Genomic DNA, 23,593 nt, shown 5'->3' with positions numbered 1-23,593 from the left:
TCATCGGCCGCCGCTGACGGTGGCCATGCCGAGGCGACGCAGCCAATCGCCGCTCGTGTCTTCAACATGCGGGAGCGAGCCGATCAGGGGGCGACCAGAGCGGAAATGCTCCGTTCGAGCCTGGCTTGGATATCTGCACGACGGCGAGCGAAGTCCTCGGGCTTGTCGAACAACAGATGATAGGTGAGCATGCCCGACGTGAACGCGACGATCGCCGTGGCGAGCTCCCGTGGAGAAAGGCGCTTTCCGGTGACGGAGCGAAGGAGATCGGCCAGCTGGTCGAGATGCTCGATGTAGACCTGGCGCAGATCCTTGGCCGACTCCGTCGCGAGCTGGAGCAGCCCTCGGACTTGGTGGAACAGCAGGAGAAATTCAGGGTGGGCCAGGAAAAAGTCTAGTCTCGCCGTAATGACCCTTCGAATGATGTCCGGGGACGAGGGAGGAAGGCCGCGTAAGCCTTCCTTGGTCTGAGCGAGGAGTTTATCGAGGCCTTCCTTGAGAAGGGCGTGCAGGAGGGCTTCTTTGGTTTCGAAGTATTGATAAAACGTGCCCTTGCCGATGTCCGCGCGTTCGGTGATATCTTCGATCTTGGTCCAGTAGATTCCCTTTTCGTAGAAGAGCGCCAGCGCCATGTCCAGCAGAAGGCGCCGGGTCCGTGATTTCTTGCGCTCGACGCGGGAGGTCCCGGGAGCGGCCGCGGGGATCTCGATGTCCTTGCGGCTCACGCGCGCGGATCTGGCCGTCGTTTTGCCCATGTTCCTCTCGGGGTGATGAGAATAGCAAGATCGCGGCGGGGGAGCAATCGACCCGGACGCAAGCATGCTCGGAAAAGATCAGAAAAGAAATGGGTGAACCCGTTGCCGTGGAGAGGCGCCGCCATGCCGATGGCGGCGCCATCAGGCCGGTCTATCCGAGGCCCACCACGCGTTTCCCCGAGTCGATCGTGTCATCGACCATCTGTTTCACGTCGGTCGCCAAGGTCGAGGCTTGTCGACTCAGATCCTCGGCCGCGTCGCGGAGCCGCCGGCGCGTGCGTACGCCGGGCTGAGGCGCAAACAGGAGGCCGAGGCCGGCGCCGATCACCGCGCCGGACATGAACGCCACGACACCAATTCCCATCCTCTCCAATCCAGCCATGATCCACCTCCTTGATTGAGTGAGCTGCCGATTCTCGTCGTCACCATCGGCCCGAAGCCATGAGTTGGAGATCTCGTTCGATCTCGGTCGGCTCGAGCGCTCGAAGGGCCTGACAGTGACTGCACCGAGCGGCGAGCTGGCCGACTCCACCCTTGGCGGTCGCGCGGAAGACCAGAGAATAGCGGCGCCATCCGCACCGCGGGCACGCCAGCCCTTGTAACGCCTTCCACACGGTCCCGACCTTCCCGCGTCGGCTTTCAACCGGCTGCATCTTCCCGGTCATGGTTGTGCACCTCCTCTCATGGCAGGTGAGCTCACCGCCTTCGACGCGCGGGTTCGTTTCGAGGCACCCGCGTCACGCGCCGGGGGTGCCGCCCTCCCCATTCTCCGCCTGGCTTTCCCCCGGTACGGCGCGCTCGGCTGTTCCAGGCGGTGCTGGAGAATGAGGAGATCCACGATTGAGCCGCAGTTCAGGCAACGCCAGGCGTCACAGTACAGGTTGCCGCTGTCGTCATTGAAATCGAGCAGTCGTTCCCGCACCATCTGACCGTTGCAGCGTCGGCAGTGCATAGTCCCTCCCTCCTCCGCGGTCCCTGCTCACGAAGGCTCCGTCGCCTCATTCGCCAGGCTTGCGAGGTCCGCCGGGGACCGGTCGGCCTCTTGCGCCGTCAGGTTGATCCCGATCCCCGGCTGAAAACCGAACTCATCGGGATGCGGGCAGACCCACGCCACCCGGCCTTGGCGCTCGCTCTTGGGCTCACCTTCGAGGATCAACACCACCGCGATGCTCGTCCCCGGTGGGATGAGGTCCGGTGTTTCGATGAAGAGCGTCGCGGCAGTGTGGCGCCGCGCCTTACCGACATAGCCCTGCCCTTCCGCGGTCGTGTATCGGACGGAGGCGCCGGACACGCCCCCCGGCCGTTCTGCTGCCTTGGGCGAGACAATCGAAGACACCCGGGAAGGCGAGTGTGTCGTGGCACGCGATGCTCTCATGACGTCTCCTCCGTCCAGAGCCGACACGCCATAACATGACCGTCTCGTGCAAACATGACCTAATATTCTTAACAGACCATAAAACCATAACTGACTGTATGGTCAATAATAGGCTATTCGGTCGGAGGTGTCAAGCGATTCTCGGTCCTCTGAGCGTGCGGCCGCGTCTTCACTGTGAAAGGGCGCAGGTGGGGTAGGAGCGCGAGGGAAGGCGGAGGATCGAGGCGTGGGCCTGGTCCGTTGGCGCGACGTCCCCCGGATCAGCGGGCGAGACCGGCCATGGACGATTGCGAAGAATTGGCGACGTCGTTGTGTGAGGCAGGGCTCGGCGCGAGGGGCAGCAGCCTCTTATTCGCTGTAGGGGACGTAGCTCTCGTCGACGATCTTCTGCCCCGCCGGCGAACGGACGAACGCAAGGAATTGCTCTCGCACGGCATGCGCGTCCGGCCGATGCAGCAAGAGAACCGGGCGTCTCAGTCGATACTGCCCGGATTTGACCGTGGGCTCGGCCGGCTCGATGCTCTCGATGAGAGCGATGCGGACGGGGACGCCGAACTGGAGCGCTTCCGTCGCCGGGCCCCAGGACAGGTAACTGATCGCGGCCAGCTCCCCGCCGACCGCGCTCAGGACCTTTTGATCCGAACGAATCGTCCTCGCTGTCCGAGAGGTGTTGGGAACGCCCAAGACCTTTTCCAATCCGCTTCGCAGATTCCGATCATGAGGCCGGTGGATGACCTCGATCTTGACCTCTGCGCCGCCCAATTCCGCCCAGGACTGTATCGCGCCGCTGAAGATCCCCTTGAGCTGATCCATCGTGAACGACTGGATGGGATTGGCGAAGTTGACGATCACGGCGAGCCCGTCCCAGGCAACGGGCGTCGCGCGGAGCCCCTGCGCCTCGTCGCCCGCGACGCCCAGATCCGCTTCGCCGTTCGCGACCAGCTCGGCCGTCTTGAACGTGCGTTCCCACTGAACCTCGACGACGGAGCCGGGGTGGCTCTTCTCGAACGCCAGGGCGAGATCCTGCATCATCCGCTGCTCCGGCCCGTGACCGACGATGAGGAGATGCCCGCCTGCCCAGGCGGCCGGCGCGCTGCTCAACAGGACGAGGAGCAACCCTCCGAGGATCGCCGGTAGGAACGGAGCCACTTGGCGCGGCCGAGCCCTCTCGGGGTTCTCACTGGGCGTCGACAAGAGGGTGTCCATATCTGCTATGCGCGCTCCTCGGTTGTTCTTCGAAGCGTCACACTCCTGCATCGACAGATGCAGATGCTGGGTCATCAGGTTGGCTTCGGCCTTCCCCTTCCCCTTCTCAACATCGCTCCGCCGCCTCACAGTGCCTCGATCGTCTATGGGGCCTCGTGAGTCCGGGGCGATCGCCTATGCATCCGCGCCTTCCCCAAGCTACCCGAGGCCCGGTCAGGGGATTATCGGAGAACGACTGCTTTCGAGGACGGTCACGACTGTTGAGGCGGGTCGGCACCGAGGAGGATGCATCGTTCCACGGTGAAGGAGGCGGGTATCACCGGTCCCGGCGGCAACATGATCAGCAGCAAGATCAGACGGTGGCTGTAGGGACTTGAAGAAGTGAAGAGAGAACCCTTGAGAGGGAGCAAGGTGGGAGCCGGCGTCCGCCGACTCCCACCCGGCGCTCACTACCATCCAGTTAGGAGGTGCGATCGTTCGCGGCCTCCCGTGTGAGACGGTAGCACCGATACATGAAGAATCGATGAAGGTTCGATGAAAACTTGCACGGTCGCGCGCGACGTCCGGGATCAGCGACAGTCGCCGGAGGGGAGGCGAATCGTCACGGTCGTGCCTTTGCCGAGTTCGCTCGACACACTGATCGAGCCCTGATGGGCGACGATGATCTCTTTCACGATGGCCAGGCCCAGGCCGACGCCCCCGGAGTCCTCGGAGCGCGCTCGATCGACACGGTAGAAGCGTTCGAAGAGATACGGGAGGTGCTCGGCCGGGATGCCGACCCCGGTATCGACGACGGCGATGACGGCGTCGCCATGGTCGCGATCCAGCCGGACCTCGATGGTCCCGCCGCTGTCCGTGTGGCGAAAGGCATTGTCGAGCAGGTTGAGGAACACCCGTTCGAGCTGCTCTTGACTCCCGCGGACGAGCGGGGCCGAGAAGCTCATCAGCTTCAACTCGACGCCCTTGTCCTGCGCCAGCACCGTGAGCTCTTCCACGAGGTCCTTGAGGATCGGCTCGAGCGAGAGGGTGGTGTACGAGGCCGGCGACTCCGGCTCGACCAACCGCGCGAGCGTCAAGAGCGACCGGCTGAGGTTGATGAGGCGATCGACGGCGCCCAGGTTGCTGATCAACGCCTCCCGATAGTCGGCGGCTTCCCGATGCTGGCGCAGCGAGACTTCGAGGTTGCCCTTGAGCGAGGTCAGCGGAGTCTGAATCTCGTGCGCCGCGTCCGCGATGAAGCGTCGTTGACTTTCGACGACCCGTTGGATCCGGTCCATCATGGTGTTGAAGGCCTGGGCCAGCCGCCGAAATTCGGTGTACGGGGCGTCGAGAACCAGGCGCGTCCCGAGGGACGATGGCTCGGAGATTCGCTGCGCGGTTGCGCTCAGCGCCTCGACGGGGATCAGGGCTTGGCGAGCCAGCCAGTTGCTCCCGAACCAGGCGACCAGGAACACGAGCGCGGAGGCGGCGGTCAGGATCGCCGCGAGCCAATTCAAGGCCTTTTCCATGAGCCGCATGGGCGTTTCGACTTGCAGGAGGTAGCGCACCTCATGGCCTTTTCGGATCGGGACCCAGATGCGGCGAATGGAATCGCCGGCCGGATCGCTGACCGTCTCGATCACCCGATCGCCTCGCCGGATGCTTTCGAGGAACGCCGAGTCGCGAGGCGGATCCGTGACGGCCGCGGCCCCTTTCCACAGCACGCTCCCGTCCAGCGACAAGAGCTGGATCGAGAGGGCCGCTTCGCGCAATTCGATCTGCTCCCCTTCGTTCTGCACCGCGGTCGGCACCGCCGCCTCCTGCCCCTTCTGGGACGCCTCGAGCAGCATCGCGAGATTGCGCGCCGCGATGTCCGCCCAGCTCTCCGCCATGGCGGTCAGCCGTGAATCGACGTATTGATTCAGGACCCCTTGGAAGCCCCAGTAGACGGTGAGGTCGAACGCAACCAGCAGCAGCACGATCAGCGCCAGCGTCAAGTGCCGGATGCGGCCGCGGAAGGAGGTCATGGCGAGTCTTTGGGCGGCTGCAGGACGTACCCCACCCCGCGAACCGTCTTGATCAGCGACTCCGAAAAGGGGCGGTCGATCTTTGCGCGCAGCGCGCGGATGTGGACGTCGACGATGTTCGTCATACAGTCGAAACGTAAGTCCCAGACGTGTTCGATGATGGCGGTGCGGGTGAGCACCCGCTCGGCATTCCGCAGGAGATACTCCAACAGGGCGTATTCTTTGCTCGTCAAGAAAATCTCGGTCTGCCCCCGCCAGACCCGATGGGCGGCCGGGTCCAGCTCGAGATCCCCCAGCTTGAGCCGACCGGGCGGCTGCACATGGCCGCGTCGGAGCAGGGCCCGGACCCGCGCAAGCAGCTCCGAAAAGGCGAAGGGCTTGGTCAGGTAATCGTCGGCGCCGGAATCGAGCCCCAACACCTTGTCCTCCGTCGAGTCGCACACGGTGAGCAGGAGGATGGGTGTCGCTCGGCCGGTGCTCCGCAGCGCCCGGCACATCGACAAGCCGTCGCGCTTCGGCAGCATGCGATCGAGGATGATCAGGTCGTACGGCGTATCCTCCGCCAGATGGAGCGCCGTCTCTCCGTCCGTCACGACGTCGACCGCATAGCGCTCCTCCCGCAACCCCTTCTCGAGAAAATGTGCGACGCTCAGGTCATCTTCCACGACGAGAAGACGCATGACTCCCTCCGAAGGCCGACACGGCGCCTCGCCTGTCCACGGGCCCGGACGGCCCCGCTGCGCTGACCCTAGCATGAAAGGGTTTTGACGAGGAAGAGGGCTCCACCGAATTTTCACGATGGCTTCACGAGAGCTTCATGAGGCGGGCATACCATCCCGGCGCTATGCGGAGCGGCAGGCGGCAGTCCTCGGCGAGGCATGGTCCAGGTCACCCCGGAAGCCGGGATGCCGGCCGGCGGGGACGGCGAGGCATCCGACGGACGCGACCGGGGGGATCCGACCGACCCAACGGCGTGCCGGCGGTCGCCGGAACCGGCGGCTGGAGGATCGAGGACGGCGCGTTGCGGTCGATCGAGGCGAGGCTGACCCTGGGCGACGGGGATCCGAACGATGTCCTCTGTGCCTCGGCGCTCGGCGGTCTGGCCTGGATCGTCTATCGCATGTTGGTCGGCGATCCGAAGTGGGAGGCTGAGGCGACGATGGAGGCGTTGCGGCGAATCGTTCGCGAAGTGGGATGAGTCATTGGAGCTCCGCCGGCAAGAGCCGGGGCGGGGGCAGAGCCTATCGGCCGTGCCGAGGAGAACTTGAGCGACCTGCCCGGGAGGGAGCGTTCCCGTCCGCCGCTGGCAATTATTGTCGGTTCAGCCGGGGAGGCGTTTGAGTTGCGGGCGGCAGGCCCTGCGAATATTCGCTATCGGGCATCAACGAGCGTGAGCGCGCTCGACCGGCGTGGTCCTCGTTTTGCAGAATCGGAGCCGCGTGCGGCCGCCCCGGGGGCGGCTGTTGGATGAGGAGAACCGCACGCCGTGACGATCACCTCGCGTTCAAGGAGAGCGGTGTGCTGGAGCCTGGCCGCGCTCGCGGCCGTCGCCGGCTTGGTGGCGGCGCTCGCCATGACCGCCCCGCTCACGATCCACTCGGAGAGCCAGCTCTTGAGCGCGATCACCGCCGCGGTGCGGACTGACGGCGCCGCGGCAGGCCAGGCACCCGCTCAGATCATCGTCCTCGAGCCGTTCGTGATCAGCCTGACCGATGGGCGCTACCTCCGCCTCAAGGTCGGCCTGGAGGTGGGAGACCCGCGGGCGACCGCCGCGGTACGAAGGCGCCTGCCGTCCGTACGGGACAGATTGATGGTGACCGTGTCGAGCTACGATCGTGAACGCCTTCGCACGCCGGAAGGGAAGTTCCAGCTTCGCGAGGAGATCGCACGGGACCTGACCCTGGTCGTTCCCGATGCCCCCATCCGCACCGCCTATTTCCTGGAATTCCTGATTCACAGTTGAGGCGCCGGCTCGGCCTGCTCGGCGGCGTACGCCCTCAGCTGGCCTTGTGCTCGTACCGCTCGATCATCGGCGGTGGCGGCGGGTTGACCGTCGTCGCCTGCGGGCCTTTCAACCCCAATTCCACGTTGAACGTCACTTCCGTGCCTTCTTCCAGGGCATCGAACTCCATGTCGTGGACCGCGTTGCGGTGGAAGTACACTTCCTCGCCGTCCTCCTTCAGGATGAATCCATACCCTTCGTCGCGAAAGACGCGCGCGATCACGCCTCGTGCCGGAATCGGGGGGAGCCGGACTTCATGGGAGCCGATCTTGTCCCGGTGCTTCTCGAGCTCGAGCCGGAGCGTCTCGAACGTCACGCGAAGCGCTTCCTCGAACGTATTCTCGGTCTTCCGAGCCGTGAGCGTGCGTCCGGGGATCTGCGCGACGATCAGAACCTCGGCATCCTCCTCGGTCGTCTTGTGGCGATTCTTCTTGAGCGTGACGCGGACGTGGGTGAGATCGTCGCGCCCGGCGCGAAGATCCTCGACCCGCGACTCGATCTCCTCTCGCCACGCGGGGCTCAAGTCGGTGTTGCGGGTCTCGATTTGAAGATCCATGCGGCCTCCTTGACTCTCACCATTGGATCATGCCCGGCGGCGGGCGACCATCATCCTGTCGGCCATTCCCATGCCGGCACGCCCCCGACTTGGCGCCCACCGTCGACCGTGCCCGGGCCGGAACTGCGTAGGGCGTTCAACCGGGACTTGCGAGCCGTCGGCTGATACCTCCATCCTGCCCCACGTGCTTTACTGACCTCACTTTTTCGGGAGGGATCTATGACACGATCACAGACCACAGCGCTGTGGAATTCGCCCGCTCGTATCTTGATCATCGATGATGACGAGGTCCTGCTCGGCGCCCTGCCGTACTCGATTCAGCACCGCTTGCCCGAATCGAAGATCGACACGGCCGACACGCCCGAGCAGGCGTTGAGCTGCGTCTATTCGAACGAGTACGACGCGGTCATCTGCGACCTCTGCATGCCGCGGATGAACGGAGTGACGCTGCTCCGGAAGGTCAACGCCATCCAACCGGAGACGCCGGTGTTGATGATCACCGGGCACGCAGATGAGAACCTCCGTCCCGAGGCGATCGCCGCCGGCGCGTACGCCTTTCTGAACAAACCCCTTGATTCGAATTTCATCGTCGCGTTGCTCAAGCAAGCCGTCGTTCAACGCCGCCTGCATCTGCTCCGCCCCGCGTGCGCGATCTGACGACGCACGCTCGGACCGATTCCCGCGCCTCGCTTCTGGTGAACTGCCGGCACCCGGCGGCTGAGCCGCCGGGAGTCTCTTCCTCGTGGCCATCGCCTTAGCTCGACTCATGTAAGGGTGTGATGCTTCGACAACCATGAGCCGAGCCGGCTTTCCCCACTTGACATACCCTGGAGGGGTATTATACTGTCCACCGTATAGGGGGTAGAGGTATTCAGGATTAGATCGTTGCGGAGGTGTGTACGCCATGAGAACGCCAACGGGTCCCGTCCTTGGAGTGTCCGATGCAGCTCTCCATCACATCGATCCAGTCTGCGGGATGACCGTCGACCCCGAACATGCGGCCGGGGCCCATGAGCATCGAGGGCAGACTTACTACTTTTGCAGTCCTGTCTGTCACCAGCGATTTGGCCGGGAGCCGGAGCGTTATGCCGGCGCCGCGGCAGCCCCAGTCGTGGAACGTGATCGTGATCCCGTGTGCGGCATGGAGGTGGCGCCCCACGAAGCCGCGGGCCATGTCGAGCATGGGGGTCGGCGTTACGCGTTCTGCAGCGAGGGGTGCGTCCAGCGGTTCAAGAGCGACCCGGCCCGCTATCTCGGCAAGACCGAGGCAGCGGCGCATCGGGACGGGGACTCACGCGCGCACGCCGCCGCGGGAGGGCGGCCGGCCGACACGCGCGAGCACACGTGCCCGATGGATCCGGAGGTCCGCCAACAAGGGCCGGGGGCGTGTCCGAAGTGCGGGATGGCGCTCGAGCCGGTGACCCAAGCGCCCGCCATTCGCGTGGAGTACACGTGTCCGATGCATCCCGAGATCGTCCAATCGGAGCCCGGCTCCTGTCCCATCTGCGGAATGGCGCTGGAGCCGCGTACGGTCACGGTTGAAGAAGCCGCTCCCGAGCTGACGGAGATGACGCGCCGGTTCTGGGTGGCGCTCGGCCTCACGGTGCCGATTCTGGCCGTGATGGTCTCGGACATGTGGCCGGGCCGGCCGCTCCAACAGCTCTTGTCTGGCCGGATGTTGGCCTGGCTCCAGCTCGTGTTGGCGACACCGGTGGTCCTGTGGGCCGGCTGGCCGCTCTTCCAGCGGGCCTGGGCATCGGTCGTCAACCGCCATCTCAACATGTTCACGCTCATCGGGCTGGGAACAGGGGCGGCCTACCTGCACAGCGTCCTGGCGACGCTGGTCCCCCACATCTTCCCGGCGTCGTTTCAGACCGCGGCGGGCGAGATCGCGCTGTACTTCGAACCCGCCGCGGTGATCGTCACGCTGGTGCTCCTCGGGCAAGTCCTGGAGCTGCGCGCGCGGAGCAAGACCGGGAGCGCCATCAGGGCCTTGCTCGGGCTTGCGCCGAACCGCGCACGCCGTGTGGAGGACGACGGCACGGAGCTCGACGTGCCGATCGCGCACGTGCGCCCCGGCGACCGTCTTCGGGTCCGGCCGGGCGAGAAGATCCCGGTCGACGGCGTGATCGAGGAGGGGAACAGCCGCGTCGATGAATCGATGATTACGGGGGAACCGATGCCGGTCGAGAAGCGGGCCGGCGATCGGGTTGCGGGCGGAACGGTGAACGGAACCGGGAGTTTCGTGCTGCGAGCGGAGCGCGTCGGCAGCGAGACGCTCTTGGCTCAGATCGTCCGGATGGTCGGCGAGGCGCAACGGACGCGGGCGCCCATCCAACGCCTGGCCGATGCGACGGCCGCCTATTTCGTGCCTGCGGTGATCCTCGTCGCCGCCCTCGCCTTCGTCGCGTGGGCGCTCTGGGGGCCGGAGCCCCGGCTCGCCTACGCCTTCTTGAACGCGATCGCGGTGCTCATCATCGCCTGCCCCTGCGCCTTGGGGCTCGCGACCCCGATGTCCGTCATGGTCGGGACCGGGCGGGGCGCCTCGGCGGGAATCCTGGTCCGCGACGCTGAAGCGCTCGAGGTGTTGGGGAAGGTCGATACGCTGGTCATCGATAAGACCGGCACGTTGACCGAAGGGAAGCCCGCGCTCGTGACCGTCCGGGCTCTTGCGGGCTATGATCGCTCGACGCTGCTCCGTCTGGCTGCCAGCGCCGAGCAGGCGAGCGAACACCCGCTGGCGGCCGCCGTCGTCAAGGGTGCAGCGGGCATGGCGCTCTCCACGCCTCGGCATTTCCGTTCAGCGACCGGTAAGGGCATCGAAGCCGAGGTCGATGGGCAGGTCGTCGCGGTCGGAAGCCTGGCGTTCCTCGAGGCGTCGGGCGTCGACGTCACGCCGGTCTTGGAAGAGACCGAGCGGCTGCGTGGTGACGCGCAGACGGTGATCGGGGTGGCGGTGGACCGGCGCTTGGCCGGCCTCCTCGGCGTCGCGGACCCGGTGAAACGCGCGACGCCGGAGGCGATCGGGCAACTCCATGCGGATGGGATCCGCATCGTCATGCTGACGGGCGACAGCCGGGCGACGGCCGAGGCGGTGGCGCGTCAGGCGGGGATCGACGAGGTGCACGCCGACCTGTTGCCTGAGCACAAGGCGTCGATCGTGAAGCGACTGCAGGCCGAGGGCCGTCTCGTCGCGATGGCGGGGGACGGCATCAACGATGCGCCGGCGCTGGCTCAAGCCGACGTGGGGATCGCCATGGGCACCGGGACCGATATCGCGATGGAAAGCGCGGGAGTGACGCTGATCAAGGGAGACCTGCGCGGAATCGTGCGGGCGCGGCGCTTGAGTCGGGCCACCATACGCAACATTAAGCAGAACCTCTTCTTCGCCTTCGCCTACAATACGATCGGGGTGCCGGTCGCCGCGGGACTCCTGTACCCTGTTGTCGGTCTTCTCCTGAGCCCGATGATCGCCAGCGCCGCGATGACCTTCAGCTCGGTGTCCGTCATTGGAAACGCCCTGCGATTGCGGAGGCTGGCGCTGTGAGCGGCGTCCGCGGCAGAAGGGCCAAGCGTGTCGCGGCCCTTTCTCGGCGGCCACGTGCTCGGCCGGGTTCCGAAGATGGGGCCGGGTGCGAAGGTCGCCTCGTACAGCAACGTTCGTGATCAAGGAGATCCGGATGACTCACGAGCATCAGGAGGTCGGTGCGTGCGGCTGCGATGTGAAGGAAGGTCGAAAAGCGATTGCGGTCGACCCCGAGATCAAGGCCTCGAATTTGAATCGGCTCCGGCGGATCGAAGGGCAGATCCGCGGGCTTCAGAAGATGGTCGAGGAAGACCGTTACTGCCCGGACATCATGGTGCAGATCTCCTCGGTCCAGGAAGCCCTGCGTGCGGTCGGACGGGCGCTGATGCGGAACCACCTGAAGCACTGTGCGGCTGAGGCGCTCGGCAAGGGCTCCCGGGAGGAGGCCGAAGCCATGTACGACGAGCTCATGGAGCTGATTTACAAGCATTCACGGTAACGGGAGGCTCGGCGCAAACGGGGAGGATCGGCTACACTTCTCGAGCGGGGTGGAGATCCGTGGAGGGGGTGCGGTCGATGGCGGCCGAGGTGCAGACCCATGAAGTCTCGATCCAGTCGTTCGTCCGCCTGCTCCGTCGGGTCCTCTGTCTGCTGGCCGTCGTGCAGCTCGTCAGCCTCCTGATCGATCTCCCCGGCCGACCGCGTCTTTCCTGGCCCGTGCTTGCACTGACGCTCGGGTCCGGCGCCACGATCGGCGCCGTCCTCGGCTTCAGCGTGACCCGGCTGCTGCGTGAGCGTCGCTTCGGCGGCGTGATGCTTCGCCTCTCACCGTATGCCGATGATCTCCTGCTGTGGTTCGTGTGCTTGACGTGGCCGTTGGTGCCGTACCTCGCCTTTCAGCTCTGCACCTTCCCGTGGCTCACCGCCGAGACGTTTGAAACCAGGCGTTCCTGCTGGGACGTGCAGCAGCTCGTCCAAGTGTTTTTCTTCGTCCAGTGTGCGGCTGCCTTGCTCTGTGTCCACGAGTGGGCCCGGCGTCTGGAAAGAATGGCGGTCGCCGCCGCGATCGTCTCCGGGGAGGCCGGCTCGCCAAGCTTGACCCGCTCGAACCCTCTTCTTAGGATGGCCCGGCGGGTCTCGCCGTTCTCCCATCACTGATCGGACGGGCGCCTGGACCCGCCGCTCGTGCTCGACCGCTCCGCTCCTGCTCCTGGCGCCGAACAGGGAATAGGGCCTTGATCTTCTACTCCGGTTGGATGATCGGTCGCTTCTCACCTCAATCAAAGGAGCGATGATGGGCCAGACTATCCCGATGACCAAGCAAGGCGTCTGCAGCAAGTGCGGGAAGACGACGGTCGTGCTCTATTACGAGACCTGACCGGGCGCGCGTTCGGTTGGTACTTCGCCCCCTGACGGGGCACGCCCTGCGGGGTCGGTATGACCAAGTCGGGACACCGCTCCACGGGCAACGGTCGTGATGTTCATCGGCGGCTGCGCCGCTGATCGGGACCCCTCGCGGGTCGACCGCGCTCACCGTGGCCATCCCTGCAGCGCCGGTCGGGGGGCTTTCGAGGGCCGGCTACCTTTTTGACCATCCGAGCACTACAATAGCGCCGCAAGGAGCGGCATGAAGCACTCACGCAACCACGACGGCCGGCAAGGCAAAGCCGGCGAAGAGCTCGAGAAGCTCACGACGCGGCTCTGTCGCCTCGTCGGCCAGGCAATTGCAGACTACGGCATGATCGAGGAGGGGGATACAGTCATGGCCTGCCTCTCCGGGGGCAAAGACAGTTACGGCCTCCTCGACATCCTCCGCGTCCTTCAACAGCGCGCCCCGGTTCGCTTCGAGCTGGTCGCCGTCAACCTGGACCAGAAGCAGCCCGGCTTCCCGGCCCATGTGCTGCCCGAGTATCTCGATCGCCTCGGCGTCCGCTACCGGATCGAGGAACGGGACACCTACTCGATCGTCAAACGGACGGTCCCCGAGGGCGAGACCATGTGCTCGCTCTGCTCGCGCCTTCGGCGAGGCATCCTCTATCGGCTGGCGTCGGAGCTCGGCGCAAGTAAGATCGCCTTGGGGCACCACCGCGACGACATCCTCGAGACGCTGTTCTTGAGCCTGTTCTTCAGTGGCAAGCTCAAGGCCATGCCGGCGAAGTTGCGCTCGGACGACGGCCGCCACATCGTCATCCGGCCGCTCGCGTACGTTCGTGAAGCGGACCTCGCACGGTACGCCGAGCTGCGCGCCTTCCCACTCATCCCCTGCGATCTCTGTGGAGGGCAAGAGCATTTGAAGCGTAAGGAAGTGAAAGCGCTCCTTCGAGACTGGGAAACCCGCTATCCTGGATGTACCGATTCCATGTTTGCGGCGCTCGCCAACGTCTTCCCGGCGCATCTGCTCGACCGGCGGCTGTTCGATTTTCAAGCCCTCCCTGATCAGCCGGCTTCGGTTTCCGAAGCCGGCTTCGTCACCCCCGCCCGGTCGCGACGCTGAGGGTGCTGGCCGATCGGCGGCCGCGCCTCTGGATGCCGCCCGAGCGTGTAGGACATCATCTGATACCCCACACGGAGAATGTACGACATACTGGGGAGCCCATTCCCACCCCCGCAGACCGGGGTCGGCTCATCACGTTCATCATCCGCAAAGGTGCACCATGACGAACCTCGCCGACGGCTTTCTCCCCCACGGGCAGTGTTACCTCTGGAATTCCGGGCTCGTCTGGCTCCATCTGACCTCCGATACGCTGATCGGCCTCTCCTATGTCGCCATCTCGGCCTCGCTCACCTACCTGGTGCATCGGGCCCGGCGGGACATTCCTTTTCATTGGGTCTTCCTGGCGTTCGGGACGTTTATCATTGCTTGCGGGGCGACCCACTTCATGGAGGTCTGGACGCTCTGGACCCCCACCTACTGGCTGGCCGGAGACGTGAAGGCGTTGACGGCCTTGGCCTCCGTTGCGACCGCGCTGGTCTTGCCGCCGCTCATTCCGAAGACCTTGTCACTCATCCAAGCGGCCAAGCTGTCCGAAGAGCGCAAGCTCGGCCTCGAGAGGGCCAATCAAGAGCTGGAAGTCCTGTACCGGCGGGTCAAAGAACTGGATGAGTTGAAATCTCAGTTGTTCGCCAACGTGAGTCATGAGCTGCGCACGCCGCTGATGCTCATCACGGGACCGACGGAGCGGCTGCTGAAGAGCGGGGCGCTCACCGACAAGCAACGCCATGATTTGACGGTCGTCGAACGGAACGCCAAGACGCTGCTCAGGCACGTGAACGATCTGTTGGACATCGCGAAGCTCGACGCCGGCAAGATATTGGTTCAGCCCGGGGCCACCGACGTCGGCGCCCTCGTCCGGCTGACCGCCGCACAGTTCGATGCGGCCAAGGAGGAACGGCGGATCACGTTTTCCGTCGAGACGCCTCCGCACCTCTGGGTACGGACGGACGCTGAGAAGCTGCAACGGATCCTCGTGAACCTGCTGTCCAACGCCTTCAAATTCGTCCATGACGGCGGCGCCGTACGATGCACCCTCGACGCGTCCGAGGGTGGGATCGTCCTGATCGTCGAGGACAACGGCCCAGGCGTGCCGCTCGAGCAGCGCGAGGCCATCTTCGAACGGTTCCGCCAGGGGGACGGGGGGGCGACCCGCCGCTACGGCGGCACGGGTCTCGGCTTGGCGATCGCCAAGGAATTGTGTGAACTGCTCGGGGGGCGAATCTGGGCCGACGAGGCTCCGGGCGGCGGCGCTCGGTTTCAGGTCCATCTGCCGGTACAGCCGGCCGAGTCGGAAGCCATCGAAGGGAAGACGGCGGAAGCGGAGCCTTCTGCTCAGGATGTGCCGGCATCCGGGTCCGGAGCGCAGGAGCTCGTTGAGCCAAACCACGAGCCGCGACCCGGGTCGGCCGCCGATGCGTCGCCGCCGACCTCTGGGGGCACCGGGGCGCACAATGGCAGTGCGCCGACGATTTTGGTGGTCGAGGACAATGTCGAGCTGAGCCGGTTCCTCATCGAGTCGCTGTCCGTTCCGTACCAGGTCACCGCGGCGGCCGATGGGGACGAGGGATTGAAGAAGGCCCTGGAGCTCCGCCCGGACCTGATCATCACGGACATTATGATGCCGGACATGAGCGGGGACCAGTTGATCCGCCGGTTGCGGGAGCTCCCGGAGCTCAAGGAAGTGCCCGTGTTGGTGCTGACCGCCAAAGCCGACGAGGACCTCCGGGTCCGCCTGTTGAAGGAAGGGGTTCAGGACTATCTGAGCAAACCGTTCTCGATCGAGGAGCTGAGCGCCCGGGTGCGGACCTTGATCGCCCAGCGCAAGCGGCTGGCCGGGGCCGAAGAGAACGTCTCTCGACTGCTCGTCGAAGCGGAGCGGCGCAACAAGGAGTTGCGCGACAAGCAGTTGTTGTTGATCCAGAGCGCCAAGCTGGCCAGTCTGGGAGAAATGGCCGCCGGGATCGCTCACGAATTGAACAATCCCCTGAACAACATCGGGCTCTTCATCGGGAACGCGATCGACCGGTTGGAGCGCGGGCAGGCGACGGGGATGATGATCGGCGATCTGGAGCGGGCTCTGCAGCAGGTCCGGCGTGCGGCCAGCATCATCGGACACCTCCGGACCTTTGCCCGGGCGGGCGCCTCGGAGCGCGAGCCGACCCTCGTGCACGATGTCATCCATGCCGCCCTGTCTTTGGTGGAAGAACCGCTCCGCATGGCGAACATCTCGGTGGACTTGAACCTCGGCGCCGATCAGGCCTCGGTGCTCGCCAATCGCATTCAGTTGGAGCAGGTCTTCATCAACCTGCTGGTCAATGCGAAGGATGCCATGGCCGACGGTCCGGTCAAGCGGATGACCATCTCCACGGCCTTTCTCGGCCCCCAAGTCGAGGTCCTGGTCAAAGATACCGGGAGCGGCATTCCCCTCGAGGTGCAGGACCGCATTTTCGATCCCTTCTTCACGACCAAGCCGGTGGGGCTCGGCACGGGCCTCGGTCTTTCCATCACCTATGGGATCGTCAAAGAGCACGGGGGCGACATCCAGGTGGTGAGCACCCCGGGGCACGGGACGACGTTCGTGATTCAATTGCCACTGGTCGATCGGTCGATGGCAACACCGACGGCGGTCCGATGAATGCCCTCCAAGGAGGCCTTGGAGCCGGCTGTCGTTCATCGGCCGGAAGGTGTCTTTGCTTTTATGGGTCGAACGTGGTATCGTGCAGTCTGCTTCACCATCGAAGGCCCGGTGGTGAGGCGTCAACCAAAGGCCTGGTCGATGTTGTTCTAGCCCGGGAAACCGATCGGAAGCCTGACCTAAGCGCCTCGCGTCTTCGGCCCTCTCCTTCCTGTCATTGCGAGTTCTCGAGCTCTGAGACAATATCCAACATCATAAGGAGGAACCGATGGGTTCGAAGATCTATGTGGGCGGTCTGCCGTATTCAACAACCGAGTCGCAGCTGAACGATTTGTTCGCAGCGCACGGGACCGTCGAGTCGGCGAAGGTCATCACGGACAAGTTTACGGGACAATCGCGCGGATTCGGCTTTGTCGAAATGGCGAGCTCCGAAGAGGCGCAGCGCGCCATCGCCGCATTGAATGCGACTCAGCTCGACGGCCGCACGCTCACCGTCAACGAAGCCAAGCCGCAAGAGCCACGGACAGGTGGCATGCGCAGCGGAGGCGGAGGCGGGGGCAACCGGACCGAGCGTCGCGGGCGCTGGTAACGACACCGTCTTGAAGCGGTAGCAAGGGCAGGGGCGGTCGAAAAGCCGCCCCTGCTCGTCCCATGTCCCATTCCCCAGTACGAGGAGGCTCTTATTCCTAAGCCGAACAAAGCGACTGCCGCGAAGCGGGCTCGCGAAGTGGCCAAACAGACCAAGCAACGAGAGAAAGCGGCCCGGCGAGCTCAGCGCAAGGAAGAGAAGAAAATCACCCCCCGGCGCGAGGATGGCGATGATCCCGATCTGGCGGGGCTGAAATGGGGACCGCAGGATCCCCTCTACCATTAGGCCCGACCACCCGTCCTCCGCTCAGGCCGCCCGTCCGTTCGTGTCTCGCACTTCAACCCAGGAGTCGTTCACGATGGCTCATGCCATGTCGTCCGCCCCGCGCCTGAATTACGTGTCCACGGTCCTGTTCGGGCTTATCACCCTAACCGCGCTGATCGGGGTTCCGCTGTTCGCCTACTTCTACGACTACACGTGGCTGGATTGGGTGATGTTCGGGACGCTCTACGTGGTGACCGGGCTGGGCATCACGGTCGGCTATCACCGGCTCATCGCCCATCGCAGCTTCACCTGTCCGAACTGGGTCAAGACGCTGCTGCTCATCGCCGGTGGGTGGGCGCTCGAGAATTCCGCGTTGAAATGGGCGGCCGACCATCGCCGGCACCACGCGCAATGCGATCGGGACCAGGATCCCTACAACGCCCAACGAGGGTTTTGGTACAGCCACTGCGGCTGGGTCTTTTATCGCGATCCGCACGTCAACGACAAATATCTGGTCACGCTGCGGCAAGACCCCGTCGTCCTGTGGCAACACCGGTTCTACCTGCCGATCGTGCTCTCCGGCTTGGCGCTGCCGTTTCTGCTAGGCCTGATGATGAACGGGTGGAGGGGGGGACTGAGCGGTTTTCTGCTCGCGGGCGTCGGGCGGGTCTTCTGGGTGTTGAACTCCACGTTCTGTATCAATTCCATCTGCCATCTCTGGGGAAGCCAGCCGCACGGCCGGCTCGACTCCAGCCGAAACAGTTGGTGGGTCTCGTTCTTGACGTTCGGCGAGGGGTATCACAACTACCACCATACCTATCAGAGCGACTATCGGAACGGCCCGCGCTGGTACAACTTCGATCCGTCGAAATGGCTGATCTACTCGCTCTCCCTCTTGGGCCTCGCCAGCTCGCTCCGTCGCGCGACGAAAGGGCAGGCCTAGGCGAGCCGGCCACCCGCCTCAGCCGTTGCGCTTGAGTCCTTTGCTCGCCACCACCGTCACCTGACGGCGGATCTCCTCGATCGGGACGCTCTCCTTGTCATCGCTGGGGTCCGTGAGCCCCAGTTGATGCCAATTGATCTTCACGCTGCTGCGGGCGTTCTTCAGCCGCTTCTTCTTCGTGAACGACGGGCGCATGGGTTCTCCTTCGGGCGGGGCGCCGGCGCCCTCGCCGATCCGACGGATCCGGGCGGGATCCGTGCCGTTATGGTCGTTGAGGGCCGCGCCAAATCAAATACGGCGGCTTCTTCATGTCGCAGGCCGCTTCGGGGTAGAGACGTGTCGCGTAGGAGTAGGCCTTGTTCTGAGCGGCAAGGCAGGTACCGGCTTCAATGAGGTACGGTGTGACCAACCGGAAGCGGGCCGCCGTGTCTCCGGCCGCCTCTGAAGAGAGGTAGAGCTCACACCGAAAACTCGCTTCCCCGACGTATTCCGTGCTCAGCAGCAACCGGGAACCGTCGGCAAACGTGATGATCGGCTCAACGTTGAGGGTTGCCATGGTTGCCTTCGTTACGCCGTCGTCCGCGGCGACGCCTCATCGCCAGGTCCGATGGGCCTCGCTCACCCATTCTCTGCCGTGGAGCCCCTCCACTTCCCATTCGATGTCGCCGGGGATTTCGACGATCTTCAGCTCGGCGCAGTGCCCGTTCGCCTCCGCTCCCAACTCCTCCACGACCTTCACCAACCGCTCGTCGTCGCGTGGAATGAGGGCGCCATATTGGTTCAGGCTCGGTTCCTTTGGTCCGTAGGCGGCTGGCCAGTAGCGACCGGTATCCGGCTCGATCAAGGCGTCGGGCTGCCCGCGTTCGCGAAGCCGCACGAACGCCTCGTGACTCAAGCTGAACTTCCCGCAGCACGCGTTGATGACGACTTTCCTCGTGGACATCACACTCTCCCTTCGGCAAGGATGCGCAGCTTGGATGCGGTCGCTCGATGAACCAGGACGGGACGAGAGGCATCGAGATGGAGCGGCGGTTAGGAATCGATCGCGTCGGGTGGGAGGAAAAAGGGACGCGAATGATCGCGAGCCGTCTGCCCTGTACCTGCAGCATGAGCGTTTAGGGTGAGTTTGTCAACCGGGCGACGCATCGTGCACGCCGAGCGCTGAATGCAACGGCATCAGAGTGCCGCGCGCCGGGCCCATGGCCTACTGAAGACCACGTAGTGACCCTGTGGAGCTCCGCCTCGTTTCCCGATTGCTCGCCGTAGCGTTCCTCCCCACGCCGCCGCCGCCGCTCGGCGATCGATTGTACAAGTCTCGATCTCATCAGCGCCTCATGCTCCATTGTGCAGTGGCATCGTCTTTGCGCTCCCTCTCTGACTGGTCGGCACAGCAGAGTCACCAGCCGCGAAAGGAGTACGACATGGATCTTGTGGGTGGATCATTGATTCTCACCTTTGGCGCGATGCTCGTCGCTTCCGGGCTCGCCATGCCGAGGCAACGCCCGCCGGTCGAGCGTCGCCGCATCACCTGTCCTGAGGATCACCAGGCAGCGCTTGTCCTGCTCGACTGGGACGCGGAGCGTCAGTGCGTCCGGCTGCTGGAGTGCGATCACAGGACCGAATGTCCGGTGAAATGCCGAGAACGGTGCGCGGGTATCCTCCCGTCGATCTTCGGGCAGACGCCGGTGAGCCGGGTATTGGGGTAAGGAGTCGACGCGGGATCCTCAGACAAAGGAGTTGGCATGAAGAGAAGATCGTGGAAGGGAATGCTTGGAGCCGCTCTTGTGATCCTCGTCTCCGCACAGGTCGGGTGGACGGCGGACAAGACGACGATCACGTTCAAGGTGACCGAGCAGGGGTTGATGACGAACGACGCGCCGGTGGTGGAAAAGCGCTTGACGCTGAGGGCCGGTACGCGCGTCAAGCTCATCTTCGAGCACGCCGATTCGAATCGGAACCTCCATCAGTTCACGGTTACCTCGCTCAAGACCGAGATGAAGAGCCGCGCGATCGGTCCTGACGGCCCGAAGACCGCCTCCATGGAATTCACCGTGGGCGAGCGTGGCGAGGACTTCTATCGGATCTCCTGTGAGCTGCCGTGTCTGGCGATGGAGGAACTGACCGACTATCTGATCCTGGTGGACCGAAAGGCGCCAGTCTCGTAGCGAGATCGGAGTCCGCGGAGGAGCGCGACGGCTCCTCCGCCGGCCTGGCCTTGTTTCAGTTTCAGGCCCGCGGGGCCCATGCCGTCGCTGGCCGTCCCCGCCCCCGCCTTCCCGTTCGCCTCTACCGCCCCGGCGTTCCCTTCCCTTGTGTGCCGCTCAGTCATGCACTTCGCCCCGCCGTCCCACCGTCCTGATCGCCGGTGCCGGGCTCGCCGGCTTGGCGGCCGCCGCCGATCTCCGGCAATCCGATGTGAACGTCAAGGTCATGGAGGCGCGGGACCGGGTCGGAGGGCGAGTCTGGACGTTGCATGAGGGGTTTATCGGCGGCCAACATGCCGAAGCCGGCGGGGACCTGATCGACGACGGGCAGGACGAGATCCAGCACCTGGCCAGCGCCCTCGGTCTCACCTTGACGCCGATCCTATCCGGTGGGTTTGCCTTTGTCCGTACCCCTGCGGCTGGGCCGGTCCCGCAGCCCGTCATTCGGTCGGGTAGCGTATGGGCTAAGTTGGCCGAACCCTTGGCGCCGCTGCTTCGCGCCTACCGACTGGCCGAACGCCGATGGGACAGCGGGATTGCGGCGGCCATCGGTCGCGTCTCGGTGGCGGCTTGGCTGGAGGAGATCCGAGCCGAGGAGGAGGTGCGGGCCATCGTCAGAGGGCTGCGGGGCTTCTTTCTCGCGGACCCCGAGGACCTGTCACTGCTTGCGCTGGTCGATCAGCTCAGCGAGGCGCCCGGCTTGGGCCGGACGTACCGGATTCAGGGCGGCAATGCATGCCTGCCCGCGGCGCTGGCCGCAAGGTTGGGTGATCGCGTCCTGCTGCGGACCGTTCTCACCGCCGTGATTCAGGATGGTGACCGGGTCCGGGCCCGGGTCCGGCACGCCGACGGCAGCGAGAGCGATCTCCTCGGCGAGTACCTCGTCGTCACCATCCCGGCTCCGCTCATCAAGGTCGTGTACTTCGATCCGCCGCTGCCGCCGGAGCAGCACGAGGCGATCGCGACCCTCCGTTATGGTCCGGTCACCAAGACCCTGCTGCAGTTCGACCGGCGGTTCTGGCTCCGTCCGCAATCCCCCAAGGCCTTCGGCAGTGAGCTCCCGATCGGTGCCTTCTGGGACGGCAACGAGGAGCAGGCCGGCGTCCACGGCATCCTGAGCCTCATGGCCGGCGCATCTGCCAGCCGGGAGACTCAAGAGCTGATCAAGGAAGGCGGGATGGATCGGATCGTGCGTTTCTTGGATTGGCTGGGAGCCGATCAGGCGGAGCTGCTCGCTTCCCGGGTGGTCTCGTGGGAGGACGATCCCTGGGCCTTGGGCGGCTACGCCTACTTCGACCCCGCCTTCGACCCGGCGCTTCGGCCCTGGCTGGTCCGGCCGCATGGTCGCGTCCTGTTCGCCGGCGAGCATACGAGCATGCGATGGCAGGGTTATATGAACGGGGCAGTCGAGAGCGGCTTGCGGGCGGCGGCCGAAGTGCGGTTGCTGGCCGGCGTGAGCGGTCCGGGGGCCGCGCTCGGCGGCGAACCGCCCGGCACCGGGTGACAGGGACGAGCGCGCACCGGTCGTTTCGTCGTGGATGACGGGTCCTGCTCGCTTGCGATCGAGCCTGCCGCCCCGCGGAGCCTACAGGCCTTAGCCGGTCGGCCGGTGCGGCGAGGTCCGCAAGCCTTCGTCGATCCGCTTGAAGACGACCCGCCACATGATCGCAACGAGCAGGAGCTCGGCGAGCGCCGCCTGCGGGAGGTGCGACGCAAAGAAGTTGAACAGGGCGTGACAGAGGATCGCGAGGACCAAGCCCGTCAGGAGGAGCCGCCGCCCCTCGCCGGGCGCGCTGAACTTCGCCCTCCCCAAGGCATACCCCCACATGCTGGAATAGAGCACGTGGCTCGGGACACTGAGCAGCGCGCGCACGAGGAACACGGACGTGAGCACCCCGAACGGCGTGATGACGTTCAAGGATGCCGCGGTGTCCACCGCGGTGAGATAGGTGGCCAGCAGGTAGAGGCCGTTCTCGATCGAGGCAAAACCGAGGGCCACCGCCGCCGTGTAGATGATCCCATCCAGCGGCTCATCGAATTCCGCCCGGCGATAGACGGTGAAACGAACCCCGGCGAACTTCAGCAGCTCCTCGATCACCGGCGCGATCGCCACCGTGACCACCGCCGACTCGGTGAACAGCAACTCGAGGACGGTCGCGGGAACGCCCAGGCCCATCCCGATGAGGAAGGTCTTGATGATCAGTGAAGCGGGCTCGGGGTCGAGCGTGTCCTTGCGATAGAAGAACCACAACCAGAGGAGGCCGGGTGCAAACGACAAAGCAAAAAGCATGAGATAGGCCACGTCCTCCTCCGAGTCGCGTTACTCCGGGTGCGGGTTTCAGGCGCGTTGCTTCAGGTGCGTCGCTTCAGGATAGTGGAGTGCGGGCCGCGATTCTACTGGCCCTCGATCCCGCCGTACTCGAATTCGTCCCCGAAAGATGCTAGGCTGCGCGCATGCGAATACGGGTCGGTATTCCCATGGTCCTGCTGCTGGCGTCGATCGCGGCGGGCTGCGGGCAGGATCGGTATCGGGAACGGACCGATGCGATCAAGGCTCATACGAAACAGTTTTATTCACAGCTGGAAGACGGCCGTGTGGAAGCGGCGGTGCGGGAGAATCAAGAGATCGAAGCGGTGGCGGCGCACATCGGAGAGGATATCCGGCGGCGGGGGCATGAGCCCGGCGCAAATCAGATCGACCGCGACTGGGTGCAGTACAAGGCGGCGAACGAGGCGGCGGTTCAGAACTGGCTGGCGCTGGCCCAGTATTTGGCGATCAAGAAGCAATACGAGCGGGCGCAGGCGACCTACCGGCGCATTCTCGATCACTACCCGCAGGGCCTCGATCAACGGTACGCCGAGCAAGCCCGACAAGGGCTGCATGCGCTGCGGATCCTCGAAGCCGGGCCGGAGCCTCGGCCATGACCGGGGCCAGGTTGAGGGTAAGGTTGAGGTTGAGGTGAAGCATTGTGGAGGGGGCCGGATCATCCGTTGCTGACGGAGGCGCTTCTTCCCGATCGTTGTCACCTCGGCTCACA

27 protein-coding genes are annotated in these 23,593 nt (G+C 64.8%); 15 read left to right on the top strand and 12 right to left on the bottom strand.

What is annotated here, in order from left to right; genetic code table 11:
• Positions 1–83: 83 nt before the first annotated feature.
• From ACWHYV_RS20485 to ACWHYV_RS20455, 7 genes are all read right to left on the bottom strand, one after another.
• Positions 84–755 (bottom strand): TetR/AcrR family transcriptional regulator, encoded by a 672-nt coding sequence (locus ACWHYV_RS20485; protein ID WP_447978345.1) that lies wholly within the window; start codon positions 753–755, stop codon positions 84–86.
• Positions 756–906: 151 nt separating this feature from the next.
• Entirely contained in the window at positions 907–1,137 is a 231-nt protein-coding gene (locus tag ACWHYV_RS20480; RefSeq protein ID WP_447978344.1) for a YtxH domain-containing protein, read from the bottom strand.
• 40 nt (positions 1,138–1,177) lie between these two features.
• A complete protein-coding gene (locus tag ACWHYV_RS20475; RefSeq protein ID WP_447978343.1) occupies positions 1,178–1,420 on the bottom strand; it encodes a hypothetical protein in 243 nt (80 codons plus the stop codon).
• 314 nt (positions 1,421–1,734) lie between these two features.
• Positions 1,735–2,130, bottom strand: a complete 396-nt coding sequence (locus ACWHYV_RS20470; RefSeq protein WP_447978342.1) for a hypothetical protein — start codon at positions 2,128–2,130, stop codon at positions 1,735–1,737.
• 348 nt (positions 2,131–2,478) lie between these two features.
• Positions 2,479–3,336, bottom strand: coding sequence for a substrate-binding domain-containing protein (locus ACWHYV_RS20465; protein WP_447978341.1), 858 nt, complete (start codon positions 3,334–3,336; stop codon positions 2,479–2,481).
• Positions 3,337–3,905: 569 nt separating this feature from the next.
• On the bottom strand, positions 3,906–5,342 hold the full coding sequence (locus ACWHYV_RS20460; RefSeq protein WP_447978340.1) for a sensor histidine kinase: 1,437 nt from the start codon (positions 5,340–5,342) through the stop codon (positions 3,906–3,908).
• Complete coding sequence (locus ACWHYV_RS20455; RefSeq protein ID WP_447978339.1) at positions 5,339–6,022, bottom strand: response regulator; 684 nt, start codon at positions 6,020–6,022, stop codon at positions 5,339–5,341. The genes ACWHYV_RS20460 and ACWHYV_RS20455 overlap by 4 nt, the downstream gene beginning before the upstream one ends.
• 293 nt (positions 6,023–6,315) lie before the next feature.
• Between ACWHYV_RS20455 and ACWHYV_RS20450 the strand changes: the two genes are divergently transcribed.
• Together ACWHYV_RS20450 and ACWHYV_RS20445 are read left to right on the top strand one after the other, a co-directional pair.
• Positions 6,316–6,540 (top strand): hypothetical protein, encoded by a 225-nt coding sequence (locus ACWHYV_RS20450; protein ID WP_447978338.1) that lies wholly within the window; start codon positions 6,316–6,318, stop codon positions 6,538–6,540.
• A gap of 288 nt (positions 6,541–6,828) precedes the next feature.
• On the top strand, positions 6,829–7,305 hold the full coding sequence (locus ACWHYV_RS20445; protein WP_447978337.1) for a flagellar basal body-associated FliL family protein: 477 nt from the start codon (positions 6,829–6,831) through the stop codon (positions 7,303–7,305).
• A gap of 34 nt (positions 7,306–7,339) precedes the next feature.
• Here the strand turns inward: ACWHYV_RS20445 and ACWHYV_RS20440 are convergent, their stop codons facing one another.
• Positions 7,340–7,900 carry a cold shock domain-containing protein gene (locus ACWHYV_RS20440; RefSeq protein ID WP_447978336.1) on the bottom strand — a complete coding sequence of 187 codons (561 nt, stop codon included), beginning with the start codon at positions 7,898–7,900 and terminating at the stop codon, positions 7,340–7,342.
• Between the two features lie 219 nt (positions 7,901–8,119).
• Between ACWHYV_RS20440 and ACWHYV_RS20435 the strand changes: the two genes are divergently transcribed.
• The 9 genes from ACWHYV_RS20435 (at position 8,120) to ACWHYV_RS20395 (ending at position 18,351) form a co-directional block, all read left to right on the top strand.
• Positions 8,120–8,557, top strand: a complete 438-nt coding sequence (locus ACWHYV_RS20435) for a response regulator (RefSeq protein WP_447978335.1) — start codon at positions 8,120–8,122, stop codon at positions 8,555–8,557.
• Between the two features lie 247 nt (positions 8,558–8,804).
• On the top strand, positions 8,805–11,447 hold the full coding sequence (locus tag ACWHYV_RS20430; protein ID WP_447978334.1) for a heavy metal translocating P-type ATPase: 2,643 nt from the start codon (positions 8,805–8,807) through the stop codon (positions 11,445–11,447).
• 133 nt (positions 11,448–11,580) lie between these two features.
• Positions 11,581–11,925, top strand: coding sequence for a metal-sensitive transcriptional regulator (locus ACWHYV_RS20425; protein WP_447978333.1), 345 nt, complete (start codon positions 11,581–11,583; stop codon positions 11,923–11,925).
• A 77-nt stretch (positions 11,926–12,002) separates the two neighbouring features.
• Positions 12,003–12,584, top strand: a complete 582-nt coding sequence (locus tag ACWHYV_RS20420) for a hypothetical protein (protein WP_447978332.1) — start codon at positions 12,003–12,005, stop codon at positions 12,582–12,584.
• Between the two features lie 469 nt (positions 12,585–13,053).
• Entirely contained in the window at positions 13,054–13,920 is an 867-nt protein-coding gene (ttcA, locus tag ACWHYV_RS20415; RefSeq protein ID WP_447978331.1) for a tRNA 2-thiocytidine(32) synthetase TtcA, read from the top strand.
• A gap of 160 nt (positions 13,921–14,080) precedes the next feature.
• Positions 14,081–16,555: an ATP-binding protein gene (locus ACWHYV_RS20410; protein ID WP_447978330.1), complete on the top strand. Its 2,475-nt coding sequence runs from the start codon at positions 14,081–14,083 to the stop codon at positions 16,553–16,555.
• 268 nt (positions 16,556–16,823) lie between these two features.
• Entirely contained in the window at positions 16,824–17,144 is a 321-nt protein-coding gene (locus ACWHYV_RS20405; RefSeq protein WP_447978329.1) for an RNA recognition motif domain-containing protein, read from the top strand.
• A 138-nt stretch (positions 17,145–17,282) separates the two neighbouring features.
• Positions 17,283–17,429 carry a hypothetical protein gene (locus tag ACWHYV_RS20400; protein ID WP_447978328.1) on the top strand — a complete coding sequence of 49 codons (147 nt, stop codon included), beginning with the start codon at positions 17,283–17,285 and terminating at the stop codon, positions 17,427–17,429.
• Positions 17,430–17,502: 73 nt separating this feature from the next.
• The gene (locus tag ACWHYV_RS20395; RefSeq protein ID WP_447978327.1) at positions 17,503–18,351 is read left to right on the top strand and encodes an acyl-CoA desaturase; all 849 of its coding nucleotides are present in this window, start codon (positions 17,503–17,505) and stop codon (positions 18,349–18,351) included.
• Positions 18,352–18,369: 18 nt separating this feature from the next.
• Here ACWHYV_RS20395 and ACWHYV_RS20390 read toward each other — a convergent pair whose 3' ends face one another.
• The 3 genes from ACWHYV_RS20390 to ACWHYV_RS20380 form a co-directional block, all read right to left on the bottom strand.
• The gene (locus ACWHYV_RS20390) at positions 18,370–18,546 is read right to left on the bottom strand and encodes a hypothetical protein (RefSeq protein ID WP_447978326.1); all 177 of its coding nucleotides are present in this window, start codon (positions 18,544–18,546) and stop codon (positions 18,370–18,372) included.
• 67 nt (positions 18,547–18,613) lie between these two features.
• On the bottom strand, positions 18,614–18,907 hold the full coding sequence (locus ACWHYV_RS20385) for a hypothetical protein (protein ID WP_447978325.1): 294 nt from the start codon (positions 18,905–18,907) through the stop codon (positions 18,614–18,616).
• Positions 18,908–18,943: 36 nt separating this feature from the next.
• Positions 18,944–19,294 carry a hypothetical protein gene (locus ACWHYV_RS20380; protein ID WP_447978324.1) on the bottom strand — a complete coding sequence of 117 codons (351 nt, stop codon included), beginning with the start codon at positions 19,292–19,294 and terminating at the stop codon, positions 18,944–18,946.
• A gap of 478 nt (positions 19,295–19,772) precedes the next feature.
• Here ACWHYV_RS20380 and ACWHYV_RS20375 point away from each other — a divergent pair, with 478 nt between their 5' ends.
• The 3 genes from ACWHYV_RS20375 to ACWHYV_RS20365 all read left to right on the top strand — a co-directional run bounded on the left by ACWHYV_RS20375 (position 19,773) and on the right by ACWHYV_RS20365 (position 22,059).
• A complete protein-coding gene (locus ACWHYV_RS20375; RefSeq protein WP_447978323.1) occupies positions 19,773–20,057 on the top strand; it encodes a hypothetical protein in 285 nt (94 codons plus the stop codon).
• A 36-nt stretch (positions 20,058–20,093) separates the two neighbouring features.
• Entirely contained in the window at positions 20,094–20,516 is a 423-nt protein-coding gene (locus ACWHYV_RS20370) for a hypothetical protein (protein ID WP_447978322.1), read from the top strand.
• 217 nt (positions 20,517–20,733) lie between these two features.
• Positions 20,734–22,059, top strand: coding sequence for a flavin monoamine oxidase family protein (locus ACWHYV_RS20365; protein ID WP_447978321.1), 1,326 nt, complete (start codon positions 20,734–20,736; stop codon positions 22,057–22,059).
• Positions 22,060–22,149: 90 nt separating this feature from the next.
• On the opposite strand, the gene ACWHYV_RS20360 is transcribed toward ACWHYV_RS20365, so the two are convergent.
• Entirely contained in the window at positions 22,150–22,857 is a 708-nt protein-coding gene (locus ACWHYV_RS20360) for a PrsW family intramembrane metalloprotease (protein WP_447978320.1), read from the bottom strand.
• A 152-nt stretch (positions 22,858–23,009) separates the two neighbouring features.
• Between ACWHYV_RS20360 and ACWHYV_RS20355 the strand changes: the two genes are divergently transcribed.
• On the top strand, positions 23,010–23,480 hold the full coding sequence (locus tag ACWHYV_RS20355) for a hypothetical protein (RefSeq protein WP_447978319.1): 471 nt from the start codon (positions 23,010–23,012) through the stop codon (positions 23,478–23,480).
• Positions 23,481–23,593: the final 113 nt, after the last annotated feature.

This window comes from Candidatus Nitrospira bockiana, assembly GCF_965152565.1.
Note: the sequence above shows the minus strand (reverse complement) of the source record. Positions and strands in the feature narration are given on the sequence as shown.

Coding starts and splice junctions, on each gene's coding strand:
- ACWHYV_RS20485 (WP_447978345.1), bottom strand. CDS start 755: ATGGGCAAAACGACGGCCAGATCCGCGCGCGTGAGCCGCAAGGACATC.
- ACWHYV_RS20480 (WP_447978344.1), bottom strand. CDS start 1,137: ATGGCTGGATTGGAGAGGATGGGAATTGGTGTCGTGGCGTTCATGTCC.
- ACWHYV_RS20475 (WP_447978343.1), bottom strand. CDS start 1,420: ATGACCGGGAAGATGCAGCCGGTTGAAAGCCGACGCGGGAAGGTCGGG.
- ACWHYV_RS20470 (WP_447978342.1), bottom strand. CDS start 2,130: ATGAGAGCATCGCGTGCCACGACACACTCGCCTTCCCGGGTGTCTTCG.
- ACWHYV_RS20465 (WP_447978341.1), bottom strand. CDS start 3,336: ATGGACACCCTCTTGTCGACGCCCAGTGAGAACCCCGAGAGGGCTCGG.
- ACWHYV_RS20460 (WP_447978340.1), bottom strand. CDS start 5,342: ATGACCTCCTTCCGCGGCCGCATCCGGCACTTGACGCTGGCGCTGATC.
- ACWHYV_RS20455 (WP_447978339.1), bottom strand. CDS start 6,022: ATGCGTCTTCTCGTCGTGGAAGATGACCTGAGCGTCGCACATTTTCTC.
- ACWHYV_RS20440 (WP_447978336.1), bottom strand. CDS start 7,900: ATGGATCTTCAAATCGAGACCCGCAACACCGACTTGAGCCCCGCGTGG.
- ACWHYV_RS20435 (WP_447978335.1), top strand. CDS start 8,120: ATGACACGATCACAGACCACAGCGCTGTGGAATTCGCCCGCTCGTATC.
- ACWHYV_RS20430 (WP_447978334.1), top strand. CDS start 8,805: ATGAGAACGCCAACGGGTCCCGTCCTTGGAGTGTCCGATGCAGCTCTC.
- ACWHYV_RS20425 (WP_447978333.1), top strand. CDS start 11,581: ATGACTCACGAGCATCAGGAGGTCGGTGCGTGCGGCTGCGATGTGAAG.
- ACWHYV_RS20420 (WP_447978332.1), top strand. CDS start 12,003: ATGGCGGCCGAGGTGCAGACCCATGAAGTCTCGATCCAGTCGTTCGTC.
- ttcA (WP_447978331.1), top strand. CDS start 13,054: ATGAAGCACTCACGCAACCACGACGGCCGGCAAGGCAAAGCCGGCGAA.
- ACWHYV_RS20410 (WP_447978330.1), top strand. CDS start 14,081: ATGACGAACCTCGCCGACGGCTTTCTCCCCCACGGGCAGTGTTACCTC.
- ACWHYV_RS20405 (WP_447978329.1), top strand. CDS start 16,824: ATGGGTTCGAAGATCTATGTGGGCGGTCTGCCGTATTCAACAACCGAG.
- ACWHYV_RS20395 (WP_447978327.1), top strand. CDS start 17,503: ATGGCTCATGCCATGTCGTCCGCCCCGCGCCTGAATTACGTGTCCACG.
- ACWHYV_RS20390 (WP_447978326.1), bottom strand. CDS start 18,546: ATGCGCCCGTCGTTCACGAAGAAGAAGCGGCTGAAGAACGCCCGCAGC.
- ACWHYV_RS20385 (WP_447978325.1), bottom strand. CDS start 18,907: ATGGCAACCCTCAACGTTGAGCCGATCATCACGTTTGCCGACGGTTCC.
- ACWHYV_RS20380 (WP_447978324.1), bottom strand. CDS start 19,294: ATGTCCACGAGGAAAGTCGTCATCAACGCGTGCTGCGGGAAGTTCAGC.
- ACWHYV_RS20375 (WP_447978323.1), top strand. CDS start 19,773: ATGGATCTTGTGGGTGGATCATTGATTCTCACCTTTGGCGCGATGCTC.
- ACWHYV_RS20370 (WP_447978322.1), top strand. CDS start 20,094: ATGAAGAGAAGATCGTGGAAGGGAATGCTTGGAGCCGCTCTTGTGATC.
- ACWHYV_RS20355 (WP_447978319.1), top strand. CDS start 23,010: ATGCGAATACGGGTCGGTATTCCCATGGTCCTGCTGCTGGCGTCGATC.